The 20,033-nt window shown below is 71.2% G+C and carries 15 protein-coding genes; 6 read left to right on the top strand and 9 right to left on the bottom strand.

Annotated elements, in window-relative coordinates; translation table 11 throughout:
• The first annotated feature begins 53 nt into the window (after window positions 1-53).
• Together KME66_RS17350 and KME66_RS17345 are read left to right on the top strand one after the other, a co-directional pair.
• A complete protein-coding gene (locus tag KME66_RS17350; RefSeq protein ID WP_216323524.1) occupies window positions 54-983 on the top strand; it encodes a hypothetical protein in 930 nt (309 codons plus the stop codon).
• A gap of 122 nt (window positions 984-1,105) precedes the next feature.
• Window positions 1,106-1,351, top strand: coding sequence for a DUF2630 family protein (locus KME66_RS17345; protein ID WP_216323521.1), 246 nt, complete (start codon window positions 1,106-1,108; stop codon window positions 1,349-1,351).
• 127 nt (window positions 1,352-1,478) lie between these two features.
• Here KME66_RS17345 and KME66_RS17340 read toward each other — a convergent pair whose 3' ends face one another.
• Window positions 1,479-1,880: a S4 domain-containing protein gene (locus KME66_RS17340; protein ID WP_216323518.1), complete on the bottom strand. Its 402-nt coding sequence runs from the start codon at window positions 1,878-1,880 to the stop codon at window positions 1,479-1,481.
• 99 nt (window positions 1,881-1,979) lie between these two features.
• Window positions 1,980-4,049: a PhoX family phosphatase gene (locus KME66_RS17335; protein ID WP_073222754.1), complete on the bottom strand. Its 2,070-nt coding sequence runs from the start codon at window positions 4,047-4,049 to the stop codon at window positions 1,980-1,982.
• A 317-nt stretch (window positions 4,050-4,366) separates the two neighbouring features.
• On the opposite strand from KME66_RS17335, the gene KME66_RS17330 reads away from it, so the two are divergent.
• Window positions 4,367-5,968 carry a VWA domain-containing protein gene (locus tag KME66_RS17330; RefSeq protein ID WP_216323516.1) on the top strand — a complete coding sequence of 534 codons (1,602 nt, stop codon included), beginning with the start codon at window positions 4,367-4,369 and terminating at the stop codon, window positions 5,966-5,968.
• Here the strand turns inward: KME66_RS17330 and KME66_RS17325 are convergent.
• Both KME66_RS17325 and KME66_RS17320 read right to left on the bottom strand, forming a co-directional pair.
• On the bottom strand, window positions 5,902-7,221 hold the full coding sequence (locus tag KME66_RS17325) for a HAMP domain-containing sensor histidine kinase (protein ID WP_216323512.1): 1,320 nt from the start codon (window positions 7,219-7,221) through the stop codon (window positions 5,902-5,904). The two genes, KME66_RS17330 and KME66_RS17325, sit on opposite strands and share 67 nt — an antisense overlap.
• Window positions 7,218-7,910: a response regulator transcription factor gene (locus tag KME66_RS17320; protein ID WP_216323510.1), complete on the bottom strand. Its 693-nt coding sequence runs from the start codon at window positions 7,908-7,910 to the stop codon at window positions 7,218-7,220. The genes KME66_RS17325 and KME66_RS17320 overlap by 4 nt, the downstream gene beginning before the upstream one ends.
• 182 nt (window positions 7,911-8,092) lie before the next feature.
• Between KME66_RS17320 and metG the strand changes: the two genes are divergently transcribed.
• Complete coding sequence (metG, locus tag KME66_RS17315) at window positions 8,093-9,706, top strand: methionine--tRNA ligase (RefSeq protein ID WP_216323507.1); 1,614 nt, start codon at window positions 8,093-8,095, stop codon at window positions 9,704-9,706.
• Window positions 9,707-9,858: 152 nt separating this feature from the next.
• Here the strand turns inward: metG and KME66_RS17310 are convergent, their stop codons facing one another.
• Both KME66_RS17310 and aspS read right to left on the bottom strand, forming a co-directional pair.
• Window positions 9,859-10,650, bottom strand: coding sequence for a L,D-transpeptidase family protein (locus KME66_RS17310; protein WP_216323504.1), 792 nt, complete (start codon window positions 10,648-10,650; stop codon window positions 9,859-9,861).
• 240 nt (window positions 10,651-10,890) lie between these two features.
• On the bottom strand, window positions 10,891-12,687 hold the full coding sequence (gene aspS / locus KME66_RS17305) for an aspartate--tRNA ligase (protein ID WP_073222766.1): 1,797 nt from the start codon (window positions 12,685-12,687) through the stop codon (window positions 10,891-10,893).
• Window positions 12,688-12,851: 164 nt separating this feature from the next.
• Between aspS and KME66_RS17300 the strand changes: the two genes are divergently transcribed.
• On the top strand, window positions 12,852-14,987 hold the full coding sequence (locus KME66_RS17300; RefSeq protein ID WP_216323501.1) for a SpoIIE family protein phosphatase: 2,136 nt from the start codon (window positions 12,852-12,854) through the stop codon (window positions 14,985-14,987).
• A 217-nt stretch (window positions 14,988-15,204) separates the two neighbouring features.
• On the opposite strand, the gene KME66_RS17295 is transcribed toward KME66_RS17300, so the two are convergent.
• From KME66_RS17295 to KME66_RS17285, 3 genes are all read right to left on the bottom strand, one after another.
• Window positions 15,205-16,317: an AI-2E family transporter gene (locus KME66_RS17295; protein ID WP_216323499.1), complete on the bottom strand. Its 1,113-nt coding sequence runs from the start codon at window positions 16,315-16,317 to the stop codon at window positions 15,205-15,207.
• Window positions 16,318-16,382: 65 nt separating this feature from the next.
• Window positions 16,383-17,339, bottom strand: coding sequence for a pirin family protein (locus tag KME66_RS17290; RefSeq protein ID WP_216323496.1), 957 nt, complete (start codon window positions 17,337-17,339; stop codon window positions 16,383-16,385).
• 209 nt (window positions 17,340-17,548) lie between these two features.
• The gene (locus KME66_RS17285) at window positions 17,549-18,016 is read right to left on the bottom strand and encodes an SseB family protein (protein WP_073222774.1); all 468 of its coding nucleotides are present in this window, start codon (window positions 18,014-18,016) and stop codon (window positions 17,549-17,551) included.
• 168 nt (window positions 18,017-18,184) lie between these two features.
• Between KME66_RS17285 and KME66_RS17280 the strand changes: the two genes are divergently transcribed.
• Entirely contained in the window at window positions 18,185-20,011 is a 1,827-nt protein-coding gene (locus tag KME66_RS17280) for an acyl-CoA dehydrogenase (protein WP_216323494.1), read from the top strand.
• Window positions 20,012-20,033: the final 22 nt, after the last annotated feature.

Here is a 20,033-nt window from a genome sequence, read left to right as displayed (position 1 = left end):
CGAATGGCGTACGGTCCGCAGCGGCCCGGCTCCGGACGGGATTGTCTGGAGGGGTGCGGACCTCTTCCTCGGCCACCTCCCCGGCCCCGTCGCCCGCCCCGGCCTCGACGATCTCGGCGGTCTCGGTGGCCCTCTCGGCGGTCCTGCTCGTCCTGCTCACCGTCCTCGTGCCGCTGAGCGCGCTCTCCGCCTGGGTCGACCTGGAGATCGACGACACCGACCGGTATGTGGCCGCCGTGTCCCCGCTCTCCTCCGACCCTGCGGTTCAGGCCACCGTCGCGGACCTGGTCACCGACGAGGCGATGGAGCGGATCGATCTCGGTCCGCTCCAGGACACGGTCCGGGAGTTCCTGCACGAGACCGTGCGGTCGTTCACCACCACCGAGGCCTTTCGCGCCGCCTGGGACACCGCGAACCGCGCCGCCCACGAGGCAGTGAAGGCCGCCCTGGACGGCGACAGCGGTCAAGCCGTCACGATCGACCTGGCACCGGTGATCGACCAGGTCAAACAGAACCTGGTGCGCGACGGGGTGCCGTTCGCGGACCAGATCCCCGTGGAGCGGACGGAGATCACCCTGCTGGGCCCCGGTCAGGCCGACGAACTGCGGGACTCGTTCCACTGGCTCCGCTACTGCAGCATCTGGCCGGCCGTCGCCACGCTGGTACTCCTCGTCCTGGTCGTGGGCATCGCCACCGTACGGGGCGGGCTGCGGGCCGGGCTGTGGGCCACCGCGGTGGTGGGCGCGGGGTTCGTGCTCGGTGCGATTCTGCTCCGGGTCGTGGTCGCGGTCGGCCGCGGCCGGGTGCTGGACGAGGTGCCGAGCAGCGACCGGGACGCGGCCGCGGCGGTCGTCGACGCCCTGACCGCCTCACTGCGGACCACCGTGTGGTGGGTGCTGGCGGTCGGTGCGGTCCTGCTCGTGGGAGCGGTGCTGGCCCGGGTGCTGCGGCGGCGCGGGAAGACCTCCGCCGTAGCGCGCTGAGACGTCCGCCGACGTGTGACGAGGGCCCGGCCGACGTGCGACGGGGCGGCGCCCGGGTGAGAGTGGGATCCGTGATCGCCACCGCGCGACGACCACCGCCGAACGAACCCGAAAGAGGCGTCATGGCCGACAGCGACATCCTGGAGCACATCGACGAACTGGTCTCCGAGGAGCGCGACCTGCGCGACCGCTCCGTGGCGCAGATGGGCCTGTCCACGGGCGAGAAGGCCCGGCTGCGGGCGGTGGAGGTCCAGCTCGACCAGTGCTGGGACCTGCTGCGCAGACGTCGGGCGCTCAGCGAGTACGGCGAGGACCCCTCGACGGCGAAGGTCCGCCCCGCCGACGAGGTGGAGGGGTATCAGGGCTGACCCGGGTTTCAGCCGACCGGGTCTTTCGGCCCGCTCGCGTCTCAGCCGACCTGGTGTTCCGGCCGGGCCGGTCCTTCAGCTGACCGGGTGTTTCACGTGAAACACCGGACCGGAGTCCGCCCTGGCCTCAGTTCTCCGGTGCGCGGCCCTGAAGTCGCTCCATCTCCCGGCGGTCGCGCTTGGTCGGGCGGCCCGCGCCCCGGTCCCGTACGGGCACCTGGATCGCGATCTCGCGGGGCGGCGGGGGCGGACTGTTGTCGACGAAGCACTCCACAGCCACCGGCGGACCGACCCGCTTCTTCACGATCTTCGAGACGACGACCACCCGGTCCCGCCCCGCGTGCCGGAGCCGCACCTCATCGCCGACGCGTACGGCCTGTGCGGGCTTGGCCCGGTCGCCGCCGACCTTCACATGCCCCGCCCGGCAGGCAGCGGCCGCCTGGGCACGGGTCTTCGTCAGCCGGACCGACCAGATCCACACGTCGACCCGGACGCTGCCTTCCGCCTGCGGCGCGTTACCGGAAACCATGCCGTCGACTCTAATGCGGACCGGGCGGCTAGCGAGAGGCAATAAATCCCCGCAAGCCGCCCGGCCTCCTGCTACCTGCTACCTGCTACCTGCCGGACCTCACACGCCGATGTCGCGCCCGTCCTTGCGCCAGACGGCGACGACGGAGGGACGGACGATCTTGCCGGGCCCATCAGGCCAGACGCTCGCCGGATTCTCCACGGAGGCCCCGTCGATCTCGCCCGGGTGCTGGACCGCCACCAGGACCCGGCGGTCCTGGATGACCGGGCCGCAGGTCTCGGCCCCGGCCGGAACGGTCAGGAACTGCTTCAGCTCGCCACGCCGGTCACCATGGGTCGCCACGCCGAACAGCCCGTCGTGGGAGCCGAGCGCGTTGCCGTCCGTCGAGATCCAGAGGTTGCCGTGGGCGTCGAACGCCACGTTGTCCGGGCAGGAGATGGGGCTGACGCTCTCCTTGGGGAAACCGGCGAAGTACGTCGCCGGGTCGTCCGGGTCGCCCGCCACGAGGAACAGCCGCCAGGCGAAGCCGTCGCTCGTCGGGTCGTCCCAGTTCTCCGCCAGCTCCAGGATCTGCCCGTGCTTGTTGGCGTTGCGCGGGTTCGCCTCGTCCGCGGCGGGCTTGCCCGCCTTGCCGCGGTCCGAGTTGTTGGTGAGCGCGACGTAGACCCGGCCGGTGCGCGGCGAGGGCTCGACGTCCTCGGGGCGGTCCATCTTGGTCGCGCCGACCTTGTCGCCGGCGAGCCGGGTGTAGACGTACACCTCCTCGGCGGTCATGCCCGGGACGTGCGAGGTGGTGCCGGTGGCCAGCGGGATCCAGACGCCGCTGCCGTCGAACTCCCCGTCGTTGGGGAGCTTTCCGGTGCCGTCGATCTCGTCGACCGGCGAGTCGCCGGTCAGCTTGGCCACGTACAGCGTGCCCTCGTCCAGCAGCGTCAGGTTGTGCTCGCGGGCGGCACGCGAGTTCCCCTTCTTCATGCGCTTGCTGGAGACGAACTTGTAGAGGTAGTCGAACTTCTCGTCGTCGCCCATGTAGACGACCGGGCGGCCGTCGGAGGTGAGCCGGGGCTGCGCGGCCTCGTGCTTGAACCGGCCCAGCGCGGTCCGCTTGCGCGGGGTGGAGTCCGGGTCGTACGGGTCGAGTTCGACGACCCAGCCGAAGCGGTTGGCCTCGTTGGGCTCCTTCGCGAGGTCGAACCGCCGGTCGAACCTCTCCCACTTGCGTCCCGTGGCGCCCGTGCCGATCCCGTACCGCTTGTGCTCGGCGGTGGTGCCGTTGGCGAAGTACTGGTTGAAGTTCTCCTCGCCGTGCAGCGTGGTGCCCCACGGAGTGGTGCCGCCCGCACAGTTGTTGAGGGTGCCGAGCACCTTGCGGCCGGTGCGGTCGGCGGACGTGCGCAGGAGGGCGCTTCCCGCGGCCGGACCCGTCATGCGGAACTCGCTGGTCGCGGTGAGCCGGCGGTTCAGCGGGTGCCGGTGGACCGGGCCCAGCTTGCCGGTGCGGTGCTCCTCCTGGACGACGACCACGGAGAGTCCGTGCGCCGCCCAGGCGATCTCGACCTGCTCGCGGGTCGGGTTGGCCGGATCGTAGCCGCGGAACATGAGGATCTCGTCCGTGTACTCATGGTTCGCGACCATCACCTGTCGGCCGCGCTCGCCGCGCAGCGGGAGCAGGGACAGGAAGTCGTTGTTGTAACCGAACTGGCCCGCCTGCGCCTTCGCCGTCTGCTTGTCCGGGTCGAAGGCGGGGGCGCCGCGCAGGATCGGCTCGCCCCAGCGGATCACCACGTTCTGGGCGTATCCGTCGGCGACGGTGACCTTGTCGTCCCTGTTGGGCGCGACCGGCGAGAACCTCAGGCCCCGCGCGCCCGACGCCCCCGGTTTCTGCGGACGGCCCGGTTTGCCGCCGTGCCCGGCGAGCGCGGCGGCCTCGGCCTGCGGGGCGTTCGGGCCGGTCAGCGCGGCGGTTCCGGCGGCGGTGGCGACGGTGACCACGGCGGCGGCGCGCATCATCGAGCGGCGCGACACGGCACCGGCGATGATGTCGCCGGCGTACTCGTTGTCGCTGGTGTTGGGCGTCTCCTTGAAGCAGGCGTCCCCACAGCGGAAGCGGCAGGTCAGCGCGGAACGCCCACCGGGATGCGAGCTGATGAACGGCAGCAGATTACGCACGTGGATTCCCTCCGTCTGGTGTCGTGCGTGACGGTAGGGGCGCCTCCACCCGGTCCGAGGGACTCCCGGTGAACGCCGGGTGAAGTCCGGGCCACCGCTGTTCCCTTGAAGGCCGGCGACGGATCCCGCCGAAGGACCGTGGTACATGCCGCGATGAACTCGGTCCGGGAACGGTTTCGGCTCGGTTGACGCAGGGGTGGGCCGCACCGGCGAACGGCCGGATCCGGCCGCTAACCTTACGTATCCGTCCTGGCCAGGGAGGAATTCACCCCAGGTCGGACATTCACCGCACCCAACTCATGCGAAAGGCCTCGCCCATGGGCATTCGGAGCTTGCTGCGTAAGGTGTTCGGCCGCACGGAGCAGGACGAGCCGGCCACGGCCACCGTCCCGCCCCAGGCCGAGCGCACTCAGCCCAAGGAGACGGAGCCGGAGACCACTTCGGCGGCGGAGCCCGCGGCGGAGCCGAAGGCATCGATCCCGGCCCCGGCCTCGCCCTCTTCTCCGGCCGCGGAATCCACGGACCGTGACGGGTCGCTCGCCGCCGACCTGGTGGCGGACGCCTTCGACAAGGCGGCCACGCCGGCGTCCCCGAGCGTCCCCGCGCAGGGGTCGGCTCCGCAGGACGCTCTCGACGACACTCCGGCAGACGCCCCCGAGCAGTCCCCGAAGGCGGAGCAGCCCGAGGAGCCGGTGGCCGCCGAGAAGACCGAGGCGCCCGCCGCGGCCGAGGAGCCGGTGGCCGCCGAGGAGCGCGCCGAGAAGACCGAGGCGCCCGCGTCGGCGCCGGAGCCGATCACGATCGACCTCGACCTCGACGAGGCCCCGACGACCGCGCCGGCTCAGGAGGTCACGCCCGAACCGGCACCGGCGGAAGCGGAAGCACCGGCGGAGAGCCCGAAGAGCGCCCCCGAGGCACCCCAGGCCGCCGCCGAGACCCCGAAGGCGCCCGAGCCCCCCACGGGCTCCGAAGCCTCGACGGCGCCGGAGGCCGCAGAGACTCCTGCCGTCCCGGAGACCCCGGAGCCCATGGGGACACCGGTGGTCGCGGAGACCCCGGAACCCGAGGACACCGCGGCAGTCGCAGAAAGCCCGGCGGCCCCCGAGATCCCGGCCGTCGTGGAAGCCCCCGCCGTCGCGGAGACCCCGGCAGCCCCCGCCGCACCGGAGCCGACCGTTCCCGCCGCAGCGCAGGTGCCGGTCCCGGCCGCGTCGGAGCCCGCCCCCGGCAAGCCCGCCACCACGCTCGCGCGCGTCAAGTCGCGTGCTCCGCAGCTCGCCGCCCCGTACAAGGCGGCGCAGGCGGCGCTCAAGGCGCACGGGCTGACCGGGCTCCGCGCCCGCGTCTACCTGGTGCTCGACCGCTCCGGCTCGATGCGGCCCTTCTACAAGGACGGCAGCGCGCAGCACCTGGGCGACCGGACGCTCGCGCTCGCCGCGCACCTGGACGAGGACGCCACCGTGCAGGTCGTCTTCTTCTCGACGGACATCGACGGCACCGGCTCCCTGGAACTCTCCGGCCACGAGGGCCGCGTCGACGAGCTGCACGCGGGGCTCGGACGGCTCGGCCGGACGCACTACCACCGCGCGGTCGAGGAGGTCGTCGCGCACTACGAGAAGACGGAGGCCACCGGTCCGGCTCTCGTGATCTTCCAGACGGACGGTCCGCCGGACGCCAAGCAGGCCGCCCGGCAGGCTCTGGCGGACGCGGCGCGGCTGCCCCTGTTCTTCCGGTTCGTCGCCTTCGGCGAGCAGGACGCGAAGGGCTTCGACTTCCTGCGGAAGCTCGACGTCCCGAACGCCGGGTTCTTCCACGCCGGACCGGCCCCCCGCGAGATCGCGGACGCCGAGCTCTACCGGGAGATCCTCGCCGGTCTGCCGGACTGGACCGCCGCCCGCGAGGCCGGCTCCGAAGCCTGATCGACCGGCAGCCGTACGGTCACGGCGAGACCGCCGCCCTCCGGGCCCGGTACCGCCGTGACCGTACCGCCGTGAGCCACCGCGATCGACCGGACGATCGACAGGCCGAGGCCCGACCCCGGGCCCATCCGGTCGCGGCCCTCGCCCCGCCGGAACGGCTCGAAGAACCCCGCGACATCGGCCTCGGAGACCCTCGGTCCGGTGTTGCGCACCAGCAGGGCCCCCTCCCCGCTCAGCGCGACCTCCACCGAGCCGCCCGGCACGTTGTACGTGACGGCGTTGGCCAGCAGATTCGCCACCAGCTGGGCGAGCAGCAGCCGGTTGCCGCGCACGGAACAGGCGGCCACCTCGACGTTCACCACCGGGCCGGCGCCGCCCGCTCCCCGGCCTTCCGGGCCTGCGCCGCCCGGCTCCCGGTGCTCCGGGCCGTCGCCGCCCCCTCCCGCCGGATACCGCGCCGCCTCCTCCCGGACCACATGGTCGAGTCGGAGCACCTCACGTTCGTCCGTGGCCAGGCCCCGTTCGCTGCGGGCCAGCACGAGCAGCCCCTCGATGAGCCGCTCACTGCGCCGGTTGGTGTCCAGCAGGGTCTGCCGCGTGCGGGCGAGTTCCTCGGGCGACGGCTCCTCCAGGCCGATCTGGATCGCGGCGCGCTGGGTAGCCAGCGGGGTCCGCAGCTCGTGCGAGGCGTTCGCGATGAATCTGCGCTGGCTGTCGAACGCCCTCTCCAGGCGGCCCAGCAGCGCGTCCAGCGTGTCGCCCAGCTCCTTCAGCTCGTCGTCCGGGCCACTGGACGCGATCCGCTCGTGCAGCGTCTTCTCCGAGAGCCGGCGGGCCTTCGCGGTCATCGCGTGAACGGGCCGCAGGACCCGGCCCGCTATCCACCAGCCCACCCCGACCGCGCCCGCCGTCATCACGAGCAGCGCGGCGAACGACCAGTTCAGGAGCTGCTCGCCCGCTGCCTCGCTGACATGGTCGGTGAGCTCGTAGGCGGTGGGCGAACCGGTGAAGCCACGGGCGACGAAGGGGCCGTCCACGGTGTACCCGGGCGGGACGACGACCACAGCCGTGGAGGCGATGGCCCGCGCCTCGGTCTCCGTACCGGCGCGGGAGGCCAGGTTGACGGTGGCCAGCAGGGCCGTGCCGAGCACCAGGAAGACACCGCCGTACACGAGGGCGATGCGAGTGCGGATCGTCGAATGCGGCAGCTTCGAGGCGTCCAGCAACCGCCGCGGCCAGGACGGCCGCTTCACAGCGCGTACCCGACGCCCGGCACGGTGCGGATCAGCGCGGGCTCGCCGAGCTTCGCGCGGAGCTCGCCCATGCAGACACGCACGGCATCGGGGTGGGGTCTCCCCTGCTCGAACGAGGGCTGAGAGCTCGGGGAAGGAGCGGCGTTGGCGTCCCAGGCCCGCTCCAGCAGCTCTTGCGCGCCGACCGTGCCGCCGTCGGCCTCCAGGAGCAGTTGCAGCACGGTGAACTCCTTCGGGGAGAGATCCAGGTCCCGGCCGTCGCGGAGCGCCGAGCGCCGTACGGTGTCGAGCCGGATGCCGTGGCGCTCCAGCTGGGGCGGTACGGGGCGGGCGGTGCGTCGGCGCAGGGCGCGTACCCGGGAGACCAGCTCGGGGAACTCGAACGGCTTGGCCACGTAGTCGTCGGCCCCCAGGTCGAGCCCGGCGACCCGGTCCTCCATGGCTCCGGAGGCGGTGAGCATCAGGATCCGGGTGCGGGATCCGGCGGCGACCAGGCGGCGGGCCACGTCATCGCCGTGGACCCGGGGGAGGTCGCGGTCGAGGACGACGACGTCGTAGTCGTGGAGGCCGAGGTAGGCGAGGGCCGCGTCCCCGCTGTAGACGGTGTCGACCGCGAAGCCCGCCCGGCGCAGTCCGGTGGCGACCAGCTCCGCGAGGACCTCCTCGTCCTCGGCGACCAGTACCCGCATGGTGATGTCCCCTGCCTCGTGCCCGCTTGTCCGCTCCCCCCAAGGATGCGACTTTCCCGCCGGAACCATGACGCGGGGGGCTGTTTCGCGAAACCCCCCGTCGGAGGACCGCCCTCCGTCCGCGCACGGGCCGCCGCTCATCGATGTGAGTGGATCTTGATCGGGCCGTTAGGATTTCGACCATGGCGGCCACTGGATCCGAGAAGCAGGGGGCGACGGCGTACTACGTCTCGACCCCCATTTACTACGTCAACGACGCTCCTCACCTGGGCCACGCCTACACGACCGTCGCAGGCGACGTGCTCACGCGCTGGCACCGCCAGCGCGGCGAGAAGGTGTGGTACCTCACCGGCACGGACGAGCACGGTCAGAAGATCATGCGCACGGCCGAGGCGAACGACGTGACTCCGCAGGCCTGGGCGGACAAGCTCGTCGAGGAGGCGTGGAAGCCCCTCTGGGAGCACCTCAACATCGCGAACGACGACTTCATCCGGACGACGGAGAAGCGGCACACCGACCGGGTGCAGGAGTTCGTGCAGGACCTGTACGACAAGGGCGAGATCTACAAGGGCGGGTACGAGGGCCCGTACTGCGTGGGCTGCGAGGAGTACAAGCTCCCCGGCGATCTGGTCGACGGCGAGGGCGAGTTCGCCGGTCAGAAGCTCTGCCCGATCCACAAGAAGCCGGTGGAACTCCTCCAGGAGGAGAACTACTTCTTCAAGCTCAGCGCGTACGGCCCGAAGCTGCTGGAGTTCTACGCGGCGAACCCGGACTTCATCCAGCCCGAGTCGGCGCGCAACGAGGTCGTGAACTTCGTCGAGCAGGGTCTGCAGGACCTGTCGATCTCGCGCTCGACGTTCGACTGGGGCGTCCCGGTGCCGTGGGACGACAAGCACGTCATCTACGTGTGGGTCGACGCGCTGCTCAACTACGCGACGGCGGTCGGCTACGGCGCCAACCAGGAGAAGTTCGACGGTACGTTCCCGGCGAACGTGCACCTGATCGGCAAGGACATCCTCCGCTTCCACTCGGTGATCTGGCCCGCGATGCTGATGGCGCAGGGGCTGCCGCTGCCGGGCAAGGTCGTCGCCAACGGCTGGCTGATGGTCGGCGGCGAGAAGATGTCCAAGTCGAACCTGACCGGCATCAAGCCGCAGGACCTGACCTCGCACTTCGGTGTGGACGCCTACCGCTGGTACTTCCTGCGGGCCATCTCCTACGGCAGCGACGGATCGTTCTCCTGGGAGGACTTCTCCGCCCGCTACACCTCCGAGCTGGCCAACGACTACGGCAACCTGGCCTCGCGGGTGGCGGCGATGGTCGGCAAGTACTTCGGCGGGGCCCTGCCGGAGGACAAGGCCGCCGGTGCCGCCGAGCAGGCCGTGCGGGACGGTCTGGCGAAGGCCGTGGCGACGGCCGACCGGAAGATCGGCGAGGAGCTGGACTTCCAGGGCGGCATCCTGGCGATCTTCGACTTCGTGAAGCAGGTCAACGGCTACATCACGGAGCAGGAGCCGTGGAAGGTGGCCAAGGACACCACCCTGGAGGGCCAGGCCCGCCTGGCGACCGTCCTCTACACGGCCGCCGAGTCGCTGCGCGGGGTCGCGGTGCTGCTCAACGCGGTGATGCCGGAGACCTCGCAGAAGCTCTGGGAGTCCCTGGGCGCCGAGGAGTCCCTGGGCGCGCTGGCCGGCCAGAGGGTCCAGGACGCGGGCGCGTGGGGCATCCTGCCCGCGGGCGCGACGGTCACGAAGGGCGCGGTGCTGTTCCCGCGTCTGGAGGAGAAGCCGGCGTAACGCCCCCGTACGTACGCCGGGAGCCCGGGACCGCTGCTCGCGGTCCCGGGCTCCTCACGCTGCGGCGCGGGCATGCGCCTTGGCCGACGAAGGCGTCGGCAGGAGCGAGACCGGCATCGGGGCGAGCATGGCCCGTACGCCCGGTCACCACCTCACCGCCTCAGCGTCTCCCCGTCGCCCATCACGATCACCGGGTTCATCTCGGGGTCCAGGGTGCGCAGGAGTTCCTCCATGCGCTCCTCGGGGACGGAGACACAGCCCTGGGTCGGGCCGCCGTGGTCGACGTGGATCCAGATGCCGCCGCCGCGTTCGAGGCCGAGTGGACGGGTGCGGTCTAGGGGGCTGACGCCCTCGGTGCGGTTGTAGTTGATCGCCACGACGTAGTCGAAGGAGCCCTCCAGCGGCTCACCGAAGAAGCCCTCGCCGTCGACGGCGAACCGGGGGTGCTCGTCGTACGGCAGCAGCGCGCCGGGGTCGGGTAGCCGGCCGCCCGCGTCGGTGAGGGGGTAGACGCCCGTGGGCGATCTGCGGTCGCCCGCCACGTGGTAGTCCGTCCAGCCGTCCATGCCGTTGTGGGCCGGCCAGGGTCCCGCGACCGGCTCCCAGCCCTGTGCCGGGTCCGCGCGGCTGTACAGGACCGCGCGGGAGCGGTACGAGTCGGTCTCCTCGCCGGTCACGACGAAGGCCTGCCGGGCCTCGGCGGGGATCTGGGCCAGGGTCTGCGGTCCCAGGTCCGGGATCTCGGCGGGGCCCGGCGCGAGCGTCGGGCCGGGGGAGGACCGAAGGGCGGACGCGGCGTCGGACTGTGGGCCGGCGGCACCCTGCCCCGGAACGCCGGCCGGGGTCTTCTCCGGAGCGGCGCCGGAGGAGCAGCCGGTGAGCAGCAGGGCCAGGGCGAGGAGGGGCGCGACGAGCAGGGCGGGGGGACGGCGGGGGAGGGACACGGCGGTGGGGCTCCTCGGATGGCGGCGGGCGGCGCGCGGGGCGGGCTGCGAGAGGGGGGTCTCGGTGCCAGTCTTTGCCGGGTCCGCCCCGGCCGAACCCGAACCGGGGCCATCCGGCTGTACCACGTCGCCCGGCCGTCACCGGCACTCGCGGGCAGGCAACGAAACAGCCCCCGATCAGGTGATCGGGGGCTGTTTCACGTGAAACATCCGGAGAGCGGCACGACGCTCTCCGGGCGCCTACTGGTCGGCGGCGGGCTTCTCCGACGCGCCCTTCGCCGCGACCGGCTTGCGCAGCTGGATGTTCAGCTCGCGCAGACGGGTCTCGTCCAGCTCGGTCGGGGCGCCCATCATCAGGTCCTGGGCGTTGCCGTTGAGCGGGAAGGCGATGGTCTCGCGGATGTTCGGCTCGTCCGCGAGCAGCATGACGATGCGGTCGACGCCGGGGGCGATGCCACCGTGCGGCGGGGCGCCGAGGCGGAACGCGCGGAGCATGCCCGCGAACTCGTGCTCGACGGTCTCGCGGTCGTAGCCGGCGATCTCGAAGGCCTTCAGCATCAGCTCGGGCTCGTGGTTGCGGATGGCGCCCGAGGACAGCTCGATGCCGTTGCAGACGATGTCGTACTGCCAGGCGAGGATGTCCAGCGGGTCCTTCTCCTCCAGGTCGGCGAGGCCGCCCTGGGGCATCGAGAAGGGGTTGTGCGAGAAGTCGATCTTCCCGGTCTCCTCGTCCCGCTCGTACATCGGGAAGTCGACGATCCAGCAGAACCGGAAGACGCCCTCCTCGAAGTGACCGGCGCGCTTGGCGGCCTCGACCCGGACCGCCGACATGATCTTGGAGACCTCGTCGAATTCGCCCGCACCGAAGAAGACGGCGTGGCCCGGGACCAGCGAGAGGCGCTCGGTGAGCGTCTTGACGTCGGTCTCGGTGAGGAACTTGGCGATCGGTCCGGCCAGCGTGCCGTCCTCGCCCACACGCACCCAGGCCAGGCCCTTGGCGCCGTGCTCGACGGCGTACTCACCGAGGCCGTCGAAGAACTTCCGGGACTGGCCCGCGGTGTCCGGGACCGGCAGCGCGCGGACGTGCTTGCCGGCGAACGCCTTGAAGCCGGAGTCGGCGAAGACGTCCGAGATGTCGACGAGCTCCAGCTTGGCGCGCAGGTCCGGCTTGTCGTTGCCGTACTTCAGCATCGACTCGCGGAACGGGATGCGCGGGAACGGCGAGGTGACCTCGCGGCCGTTGCCGAACTCGGTGAAGAGCTCGGTCATCAGCTTCTCGATCGGCTGGAAGACGTCTTCCTGCTCGACGAACGACATCTCGACATCGAGCTGGTAGAACTCGCCCGGCGAGCGGTCCGCGCGGGCGTCCTCGTCGCGGAAGCAGGGCGCGATCTGGAAGTAGCGGTCGAAGCCCGAGATCATCAGCAGCTGCTTGAACTGCTGCGGGGCCTGCGGCAGCGCGTAGAACTTGCCGGGGTTCAGCCGGGACGGGACGACGAAGTCACGGGCGCCCTCGGGGGAGGTCGCGGTGAGGATCGGGGTGGCCATCTCGTTGAAGCCGAGCGCGACCATCTTCGAGCGGATGGCGGCGATCACGGACGAGCGCAGCATGATGTTGCGGTGCATGCGCTCGCGCCGCAGGTCCAGGAAGCGGTACTCCAGGCGCCGCTCCTCGTTGACGCCGTCCTCGGCGTTGATCGTGAACGGCAGCGGGGCGGCCTCGCCGAGCACCTCGACCTCGGAGACCTCGATCTCGATCTCGCCGGTCGGCAGCTCCGGGTTGACGTTGTCGGCGCCGCGCGCGGAGACCTTGCCGTCGATCCGGACGACGGTCTCCTTGGTGAGCTTCGCCAGGGCCTCGTTGCCGGGGGTGCCGGGGCGGGCGACGAGCTGCACCAGACCGTAGTGGTCGCGCAGATCGATGAAGAGGATGCCGCCCAGGTCTCGGCGATTGTGCAGCCAGCCGCTCAGCCGGACGTCGGTGCCGACGTCAGAGGCGCGGAGCTCGCCGCAGGTGTGGGACCTGTACCGATGCATCGTCGTTCATCCAGTCTTCGCGGTTAGGGGTGGATTGAGCCTCCCCAGGCTACCGCCCAGGGGCGGGAGCCTTCATTTCCCTTTGCGCGGCCGCACTCGTCGCCCCCGGGCAGGTGGCGGGCTCTCGGTGGCGTCCATCGAGCAGATCTTCCTAAAGTGGGGCAATGCGCACCGAGGAAGTCCTGGCCGCGATCGCGACGGGCCTGTGGCGCTGGGACAACGCAGCCGGCACGGTCACGCTCGACGCGGAGGCGGCCCGGCTGCTCGGCCTGCCTCCCGAGCCCGGCAGCTACCGGGAGGCGGCGGTGCGCTCCCGTTTCCACCCGGTCGACTGGAACGAGATCTACGGGGTGGTGAACCTCGCGGTCGCCGAGGGCAGCCTGGCCGAGGCGCGGCTGCGGATCGTGGACGAGCGCGGGCAGGTCCTGCGTACCGTGCGCAGCCGCTCCAAGCCGGTCCTCCCGGCCGGCGAGGACGTCGACACGGGCGCCTATGTCCTCTACGGCACGCTCCAGGAGGTCGCCGAGCCGCAGCCCGGCTCCACCGCTGCCGCCCACACGCCGATCACCGGGGACTGGCGGCGGTCCCGGGAGGCGTTCCTGCTGGACGCCGGGCGGGCGCTGGCCGAGGCCCGGTCCACCGCGGAGGTGCTGCGGGTGGCCGGGTCGCTGTCCATGCCGGGGTTCTCCCCGGACGGCCTCGCGGTCTTCGGCTCCGCCGGGGAGCGGCTGACGATCATCGGGCACCACGGGCACAGCCTGGGCGACGAGGAACCCTTCACCGACATGCCCCTGGACACCGACTATCCGGCCGCCGAGGTGGTCCGGACCGGCCGCGCGATCTACCTCCCCTCCCCCGACGAGTACCGCCGCCGCTATCCGGCCACCTGGCCGCTCGCCCGGCGCTTCGGGCGGCAGTCCTGGGCCTTCCTGCCGCTGGTGTCGTCCGGCCGCACGATGGGCGCCTGGATGGCGGGGTTCCAGCATCCGGTGAGGTTCTCCCCGGACGAGCGCGCGGTGCTCTCGACGGTCGCCCGGATGCTCGCGCAGGCCCTGGCCCGCGCCGGGGTCGCCGAGACGGAACGCGAGCTGTCGCTGGGGCTCCAACGGTCGATGATGCCGACGCTGGGTCCGGAGATCCCCGGGATGACGGTGGCCGCGCGGTATGTGCCGACCGGCGGCGGGCTCCAGGTGGGCGGCGACTGGTACGACATGATCCCGCTGCCCAACGGCCGTATCGCCCTGGTCATCGGCGACGTCCAGGGCCATGACGTACGGGCCGCCGGACTGATGGGCCAGCTCCGCATCGCCCTGCGCGCCTACGCCTCCGAGGGGCACCGCCCGGACGCCGTGCTCGCCCGGGCCTCGCGCTTCCTGTCCGGGCTGACCGACGCGTACGAGAACGTCGAGGGCGACGAGGAGCCCGCGGCACCCCGCTTCGCGACCTGCCTGTACGCGGAGGTCGACCCGGAGGCCGGGACCCTGGACATCGCCCGCGCCGGCCACCCCGACCCGGTGGTGATCAGCACGGACGGGACCGCGGTGATCCGGCAGACGGCCGGTGGGCTGCCGCTCGGTATCGAGACGGACACCGATTACCCCACCACCCGGGTGGTCCTGGAACCCGGCGAAACGATCATGCTGTGCACGGACGGCCTCATCGAGACCGGCGGGCACGACATGGCGACCGGCTGGACCCGGCTGCGCCCGGTCCTGGAGAAGCCCGTCGAAGACCTGGAACAGCTCGCCGACGCCTTGGTCCAGGCCGTGCACGGGCCGACCTCCCACTACACGACGGGACCGCTCGCGGACCGGCGGGAGGACGACATCGCGGTCCTGGTGCTGCGGCGCGAAAGCGCCCCGGCCCCGGAGGCGCCGCCGCGTCGCAGCGTCCTGACCATCGCGCAGGCCGAGCCCGAGCGGATCTCGGTGGGACGGCAGCTCGTGCGGGAGCTGCTGCACGACTGGCGCGATCCCGAGCAGGTCGACTCGGCGGTCCTGATGGTCTCCGAGATGGCCACCAACGTGCTCGTCCACACGGACGGGGACGCGCTGATGGTGGCGGAGATCTCCGGTGAGCAGGGAGAACGGCGGCTGCGCGTCGAGGTCGCCGACGCCAGCGACGAGCTCCCGCACAAGCGCCGTCCGGGCGAGATGGCGTCCAGCGGGCGCGGGCTGGTGCTGATGGAGATGCTGGCGGACGCGTGGGGGGTGGATCCGCGGGGGGAGGGGAAGTCCATCTGGTTCGAGCTGTACGAGTCGGATGAGCCGGGGGAGTTCGCCGGGCTGGCGGCGACCTAGGCGGGAGAGCGAGCGCACCAGGCCCCGGCGCCCTGAGCAGACGGGCGAACCCACCAGGCCCCGGCGCCCTGAGCAGACGGGCGAGCCCACCAGGCCGCGGCGTACTGAGCAGACGGGCGAGCTCACCGGGGCGGCGGTGACCTGAGCGGATGGAGGGGGAGACCCCGGGCCCCGGTCTGCCCGCGTGCGCCGGCCCGCGACCGCCGCGGTTGCGTCCTCAGACCCCGGACGGGCCGGGAGGGGCGTCCGTCGGGCCGGAGCGGCTGCCCGGCGGGGTGGAGCCCTGAGGGCCACCGGGTCTCCCGCGCAGTTCGCCCAGGACGCCGAAAGCCGCCGCGCAGAGCGGGACCGCCAGCAGCATGCCCAGGAGTCCGGCCACGCTCGCTCCCGCCGTCAGGGCGATCATGATCATCGCGGGGTGCATCTGGACCGTACGGCTCTGGATCATCGGCTGGAGCACATGGCCCTCCAGCACCTGGACCGCGAGCACCACGCCCAGCGCCCACAGGGCGATCACGAACCCCCGGTCGGCCAGCGCGACCAGCACCGCCACCGCACCGGAGAGGAACGCCCCGAGGTAGGGGATGTACGCGCCGACGAAGACGAGCGCGCCGAGCCCCACCGCCCCCGGCACGTCCAGGATGAGCAGGCCGACCGTGATGCAGACGGCGTCGATCAAGGCGATGAACGTGGTGCCGCGCATGAAGCCCTCGACGGCCTCGAACGCCCGCCGCCCCATGGCCTCCACCAGGTCCCCCGTGCCGCGCGGGGCCACCGCGTGGGCCAGGTCGACCGCCCGGTCCGAGTCGCGCAGGAAGAAGAAGGTCAGGAGCAGGGCCAGCACGCTGGTCGCCACCAGTGAGCCGATCAGGCTGATGCCGCTGAGCAGCCCGCCCGCCGCGCTCGCCCCGAACCTGTCGACCAGGCTCTTCGCGTTGTCGGCCAGGTCGTCGACGTCGGTGGTCCCGGCGATCTCCAGGTGGTCGACGATCCACTGGCCCGCGTCCTTCAGCGAGGCGACGATCTGGTCGCCGGAGTCGACGAGGGCGGTGACGACGATGTACCCGGCGCCGCCGACCACCGCGACGAGGGCGGCGCAGGTCAGCCCCGCGGCCAGCGAACGGTTGAGGCGGCGCGCGATCAGCAGACGGTGGACGGGTCCGAGCAGCGCGGTGCCGAGCAGGGCCAGCAGCACCGGGGTGACCGCGGTCTTGAGGGCGACGACCAGCCAGATCGCCACGGCGGCCACGCCCACGACGAGCAGGACCACACCGCACCAGGCGGCGGCGCGGCGGGCGCTGTCGGGCAGGAGGGGCTCGGGTGCGGGCACCCTCCCAGCCGATCACGGGGTGCGTCGGCGGGCCCGCCGACGCACCCCGTACGGGTGACGAGGCGTCACATGCCGTGGACCGCGGGGACCGTACCCAGGCGGCCGGCCTGGAAGTCCTCGAAGGCCTGCTTCAGTTCGGCCTGACTGTTCATCACGAACGGCCCGTAGTGCGCCATCGGCTCCCGGATCGGGCGGCCGCCGAGAAGGACGACCTCCAGATCCGGGGTGTTGCCGTCCTGCCGCTCGTCCGAGCGGACGGTCAGCGAACCGCCGGCCCCGAACACCGCGGTCTGGCCCATCGCGACCGGACGGCGCTCCGCGCCGACCGTGCCGCGCCCGGCCAGGACGTACGCGAGGCCGTTGAAGTCCTCGCGCCACGGCAGGGTCACCTCGGCGCCGGGCCGGACGGTGGCGTGGATCATCGTGATCGGGGTGTGGGTGATCCCCGGGCCCTGGTGGCCGTCGAGCTCACCGGCGATGACACGGAGCAGCGCGCCGCCGTCCGGGGAGGCGAGGAGCTGGACCTCGCCGCCGCGGATGTCCTGGTAGCGCGGGTCCATCATCTTGTGGGCCTTCGGCAGGTTCACCCAGAGCTGGAGGCCGTGGAAGAGGCCGCCGGACAGGACGAGGGACTCCGGCGGGGCCTCGATGTGCAGCAGGCCCGAGCCGGCGGTCATCCACTGGGTGTCGCCGTTCTCTATGGTGCCGCCGCCACCGTTGGAGTCCTGGTGGACGAAGGTTCCGTCGATCAGGTACGTCACGGTCTCGAAGCCGCGGTGCGGGTGCCAGGGGGTGCCCTTGGGCTCCCCGGCGGCGTACTCCACCTCACCCATCTGGTCCATCATGATGAACGGGTCGAGGTGCCGGTAGTTGATCCCCGCGAACGCGCGGCGGACGGGGAAGCCCTCGCCCTCGAAGCCGCTGGGCGCGGTCGTGACGGCGAGCACGGGACGGGCCGCGGCGTCACCCGAAGCGGCCACCTTGGGCAGGGTCAGCGGGTTGTCGACAGTCACTGCGGGCATGGGAGCCACCTCCGGGCGAGTGTTCTGGAATCAATTTAGTTGAATGATGAACATCCAGCAAGGCGTCCCGCATTCCCGCCGGACCGACCACGGCGCGCACCCCGCACCTCCAGCCCCCGCAGCAACGGCACGAGGGCCCGCGCCATCCCGGCGCGGACCCTCATCCGACAGAAGAAACCGCAGGTCAAAGACGTGCGGACAGAGACTCCCTACCCGTACATACGACGCATCGCGAAGTCGACCATCTGCTCCACGGCCTTGGCGTCGAAGACCATCCGGTGCTCACCCTCCATGTCCAGGACGAAGCCGTACCCCGTCGGCAGCAGATCGATCACCTCGGCCCCGGTGATCACGAAGTACTTCGACTCCTTGCCCGCGTACCGCCGCAGCTCCTTGAGCGTGGTGAACATCGGGATCACCGGCTGCTGCGTGTTGTGCAGCGCCAGGAAGCCGGGGTTGTCGCCACGCGGGCAGTAGACCTTCGACGTCGCGAAGATCTGCTGGAAGTCCTCGGCGGAGAGGGAGCCGGTGGTGAAGGCCCGGACCGCGTCGGCCAGGGAGGGCGGCGACGGTTCGGGATACAGCGGCTGCTCCCCGTAGCCGCCGCCCATCTGACCCATCTGGCCCATCTGCCCCATCTGCTGCTGAGCACCAGGGTTCTGGTCGTAGCCGTACATGCCGCAAAGAGTAATCGGACACATCTACGGCTTGAGGGGTTGCGCCTTATTACTGACGGGTAGCATCATCGGAGAGGTCAGCTGATAGAGCTGCGCCTGCCTGTCGCCCGACCCGCATCACTCCCCGGGGCGCTGTGGCGCCACTGCTATGGATTACGGAGCCTTCCCATGGGGCACTACAAGTCGAATCTCCGCGACATCGAGTTCAACCTGTTCGAGGTTCTCGGGCGCGACAAGGTGTACGGCACCGGTCCGTTCGGTGAGATGGACGTCGACACCGCGAAGAGCATCCTGGAAGAGATCGCCCGCCTCGCGGAGAACGAGCTCGCCGACTCCTTCGCCGACGCCGACCGCAACCCGCCGGTCTTCGACCCGGAGACCAAGACCGCTCCGGTCCCGGCGAGCTTCAAGAAGTCGTACCAGGCCTTCATGGACTCGGAGTACTGGCGTCTGGGCCTGCCCGAGGAGATCGGCGGCACCACCTCTCCCCGCTCCCTGATCTGGGGCTACGCGGAGCTGCTGCTCGGCTCGAACCCGGCCGTGTGGATGTACTCCTCCGGCCCGGCCTTCGCCGGCATCCTCTTCGAGGAGGGCAACGAGGAGCAGAAGAAGATCGCGGAGATCGCCGTCGAGAAGCAGTGGGGCTCGACGATGGTGCTGACCGAGCCGGACGCCGGCTCGGACGTCGGCGCCGGCCGGACGAAGGCCGTGCAGCAGGAGGACGGCTCCTGGCACATCGAGGGTGTGAAGCGCTTCATCACCTCGGGCGAGCACGACATGTCCGAGAACATCATCCACTACGTGCTGGCCCGCCCCGAGGGCGCCGGACCCGGCACCAAGGGCCTCTCGCTCTTCATGGTCCCGAAGTTCCACTTCGACTGGACGACCGGCGAGCTGGGCGAGCGCAACGGCGTGTACGCGACGAACGTCGAGCACAAGATGGGCCTCAAGGCGTCCAACACCTGCGAGATGACGTTCGGCGACCAGCACCCCGCCAAGGGCTGGCTGATCGGCGACAAGCACGACGGCATCCGCCAGATGTTCCGCATCATCGAGTTCGCCCGCATGATGGTCGGCACGAAGGCCATCGCCACCCTCTCCACGGGCTACCTGAACGCCCTGGAGTACGCCAAGGAGCGCGTCCAGGGTCCGGACCTGGCGAACTTCATGGACAAGACGGCGCCCAAGGTCACCATCACGCACCACCCCGACGTGCGCCGCTCGCTCATGACGCAGAAGGCGTACGCCGAGGGCATGCGCTCCCTCGTGCTGTACACCGCCACCGTCCAGGACGCGATCCAGGAGCAGGAGGCCGCGGGCGAGGACGCCAAGGCGCTGAACGGCCTCAACGACCTGCTGCTGCCGATCGTGAAGGGCTACGGCTCCGAGAAGTCCTACGAGCAGCTCGCGCAGTCGCTCCAGACCTTCGGCGGCTCCGGCTACCTCCAGGAGTACCCGGTCGAGCAGTACATCCGGGACGCCAAGATCGACACGCTGTACGAGGGCACCACCGCGATCCAGGGCCAGGACTTCTTCTTCCGGAAGATCGTCCGCGACCAGGGCGCCTCGCTCAACACGCTCTCCGAGGAGATCAAGAAGTTCCTCGCGGGCGCCCAGGGCAACGAGGAGCTGGCCCCCGCGCTGGACTCGCTCGCCAAGGCCGCCGTGGACCTGGAGGCGATCGTCGGCACGATGATCACCGACCTCACCGCGACCGGCGAGGACGTCAAGAACATCTACAAGGTCGGCCTCAACACGACCCGCCTGCTGATGGCCTCCGGCGATGTCGTCGTCGGCTACCTGCTGCTCAAGGGCGCGGCCGTGGCGGCCGAGAAGCTGCCGACCGCCTCCGCCAAGGACACCGCGTTCTACCAGGGCAAGATCGCCGCCGCGAAGTTCTTCGCCGCGAACGTCCTGCCGGGCGTCTCGACCGAGCGCGCGCTCGCCGAGTCCATCGACAACTCGCTGATGGAGCTGGACGAGGCCGCGTTCTAGGAACTCGCTCGCCCGGCCCGTG

The organism is Streptomyces sp. YPW6, from assembly GCF_018866325.1.
Lineage (GTDB): Bacteria > Actinomycetota > Actinomycetes > Streptomycetales > Streptomycetaceae > Streptomyces.
The sequence above is the reverse complement of the archived record's forward strand: the minus strand, read 5'-3'. Positions and strand labels throughout refer to the sequence as shown.

Coding starts and splice junctions, on each gene's coding strand:
- KME66_RS17345 (WP_216323521.1), top strand. CDS start 1,106: ATGGCCGACAGCGACATCCTGGAGCACATCGACGAACTGGTCTCCGAG.
- KME66_RS17340 (WP_216323518.1), bottom strand. CDS start 1,880: ATGGTTTCCGGTAACGCGCCGCAGGCGGAAGGCAGCGTCCGGGTCGAC.
- KME66_RS17330 (WP_216323516.1), top strand. CDS start 4,367: ATGGGCATTCGGAGCTTGCTGCGTAAGGTGTTCGGCCGCACGGAGCAG.
- KME66_RS17320 (WP_216323510.1), bottom strand. CDS start 7,910: ATGCGGGTACTGGTCGCCGAGGACGAGGAGGTCCTCGCGGAGCTGGTC.
- metG (WP_216323507.1), top strand. CDS start 8,093: ATGGCGGCCACTGGATCCGAGAAGCAGGGGGCGACGGCGTACTACGTC.
- aspS (WP_073222766.1), bottom strand. CDS start 12,687: ATGCATCGGTACAGGTCCCACACCTGCGGCGAGCTCCGCGCCTCTGAC.
- KME66_RS17300 (WP_216323501.1), top strand. CDS start 12,852: ATGCGCACCGAGGAAGTCCTGGCCGCGATCGCGACGGGCCTGTGGCGC.
- KME66_RS17290 (WP_216323496.1), bottom strand. CDS start 17,339: ATGCCCGCAGTGACTGTCGACAACCCGCTGACCCTGCCCAAGGTGGCC.
- KME66_RS17285 (WP_073222774.1), bottom strand. CDS start 18,016: ATGTACGGCTACGACCAGAACCCTGGTGCTCAGCAGCAGATGGGGCAG.
- KME66_RS17280 (WP_216323494.1), top strand. CDS start 18,185: ATGGGGCACTACAAGTCGAATCTCCGCGACATCGAGTTCAACCTGTTC.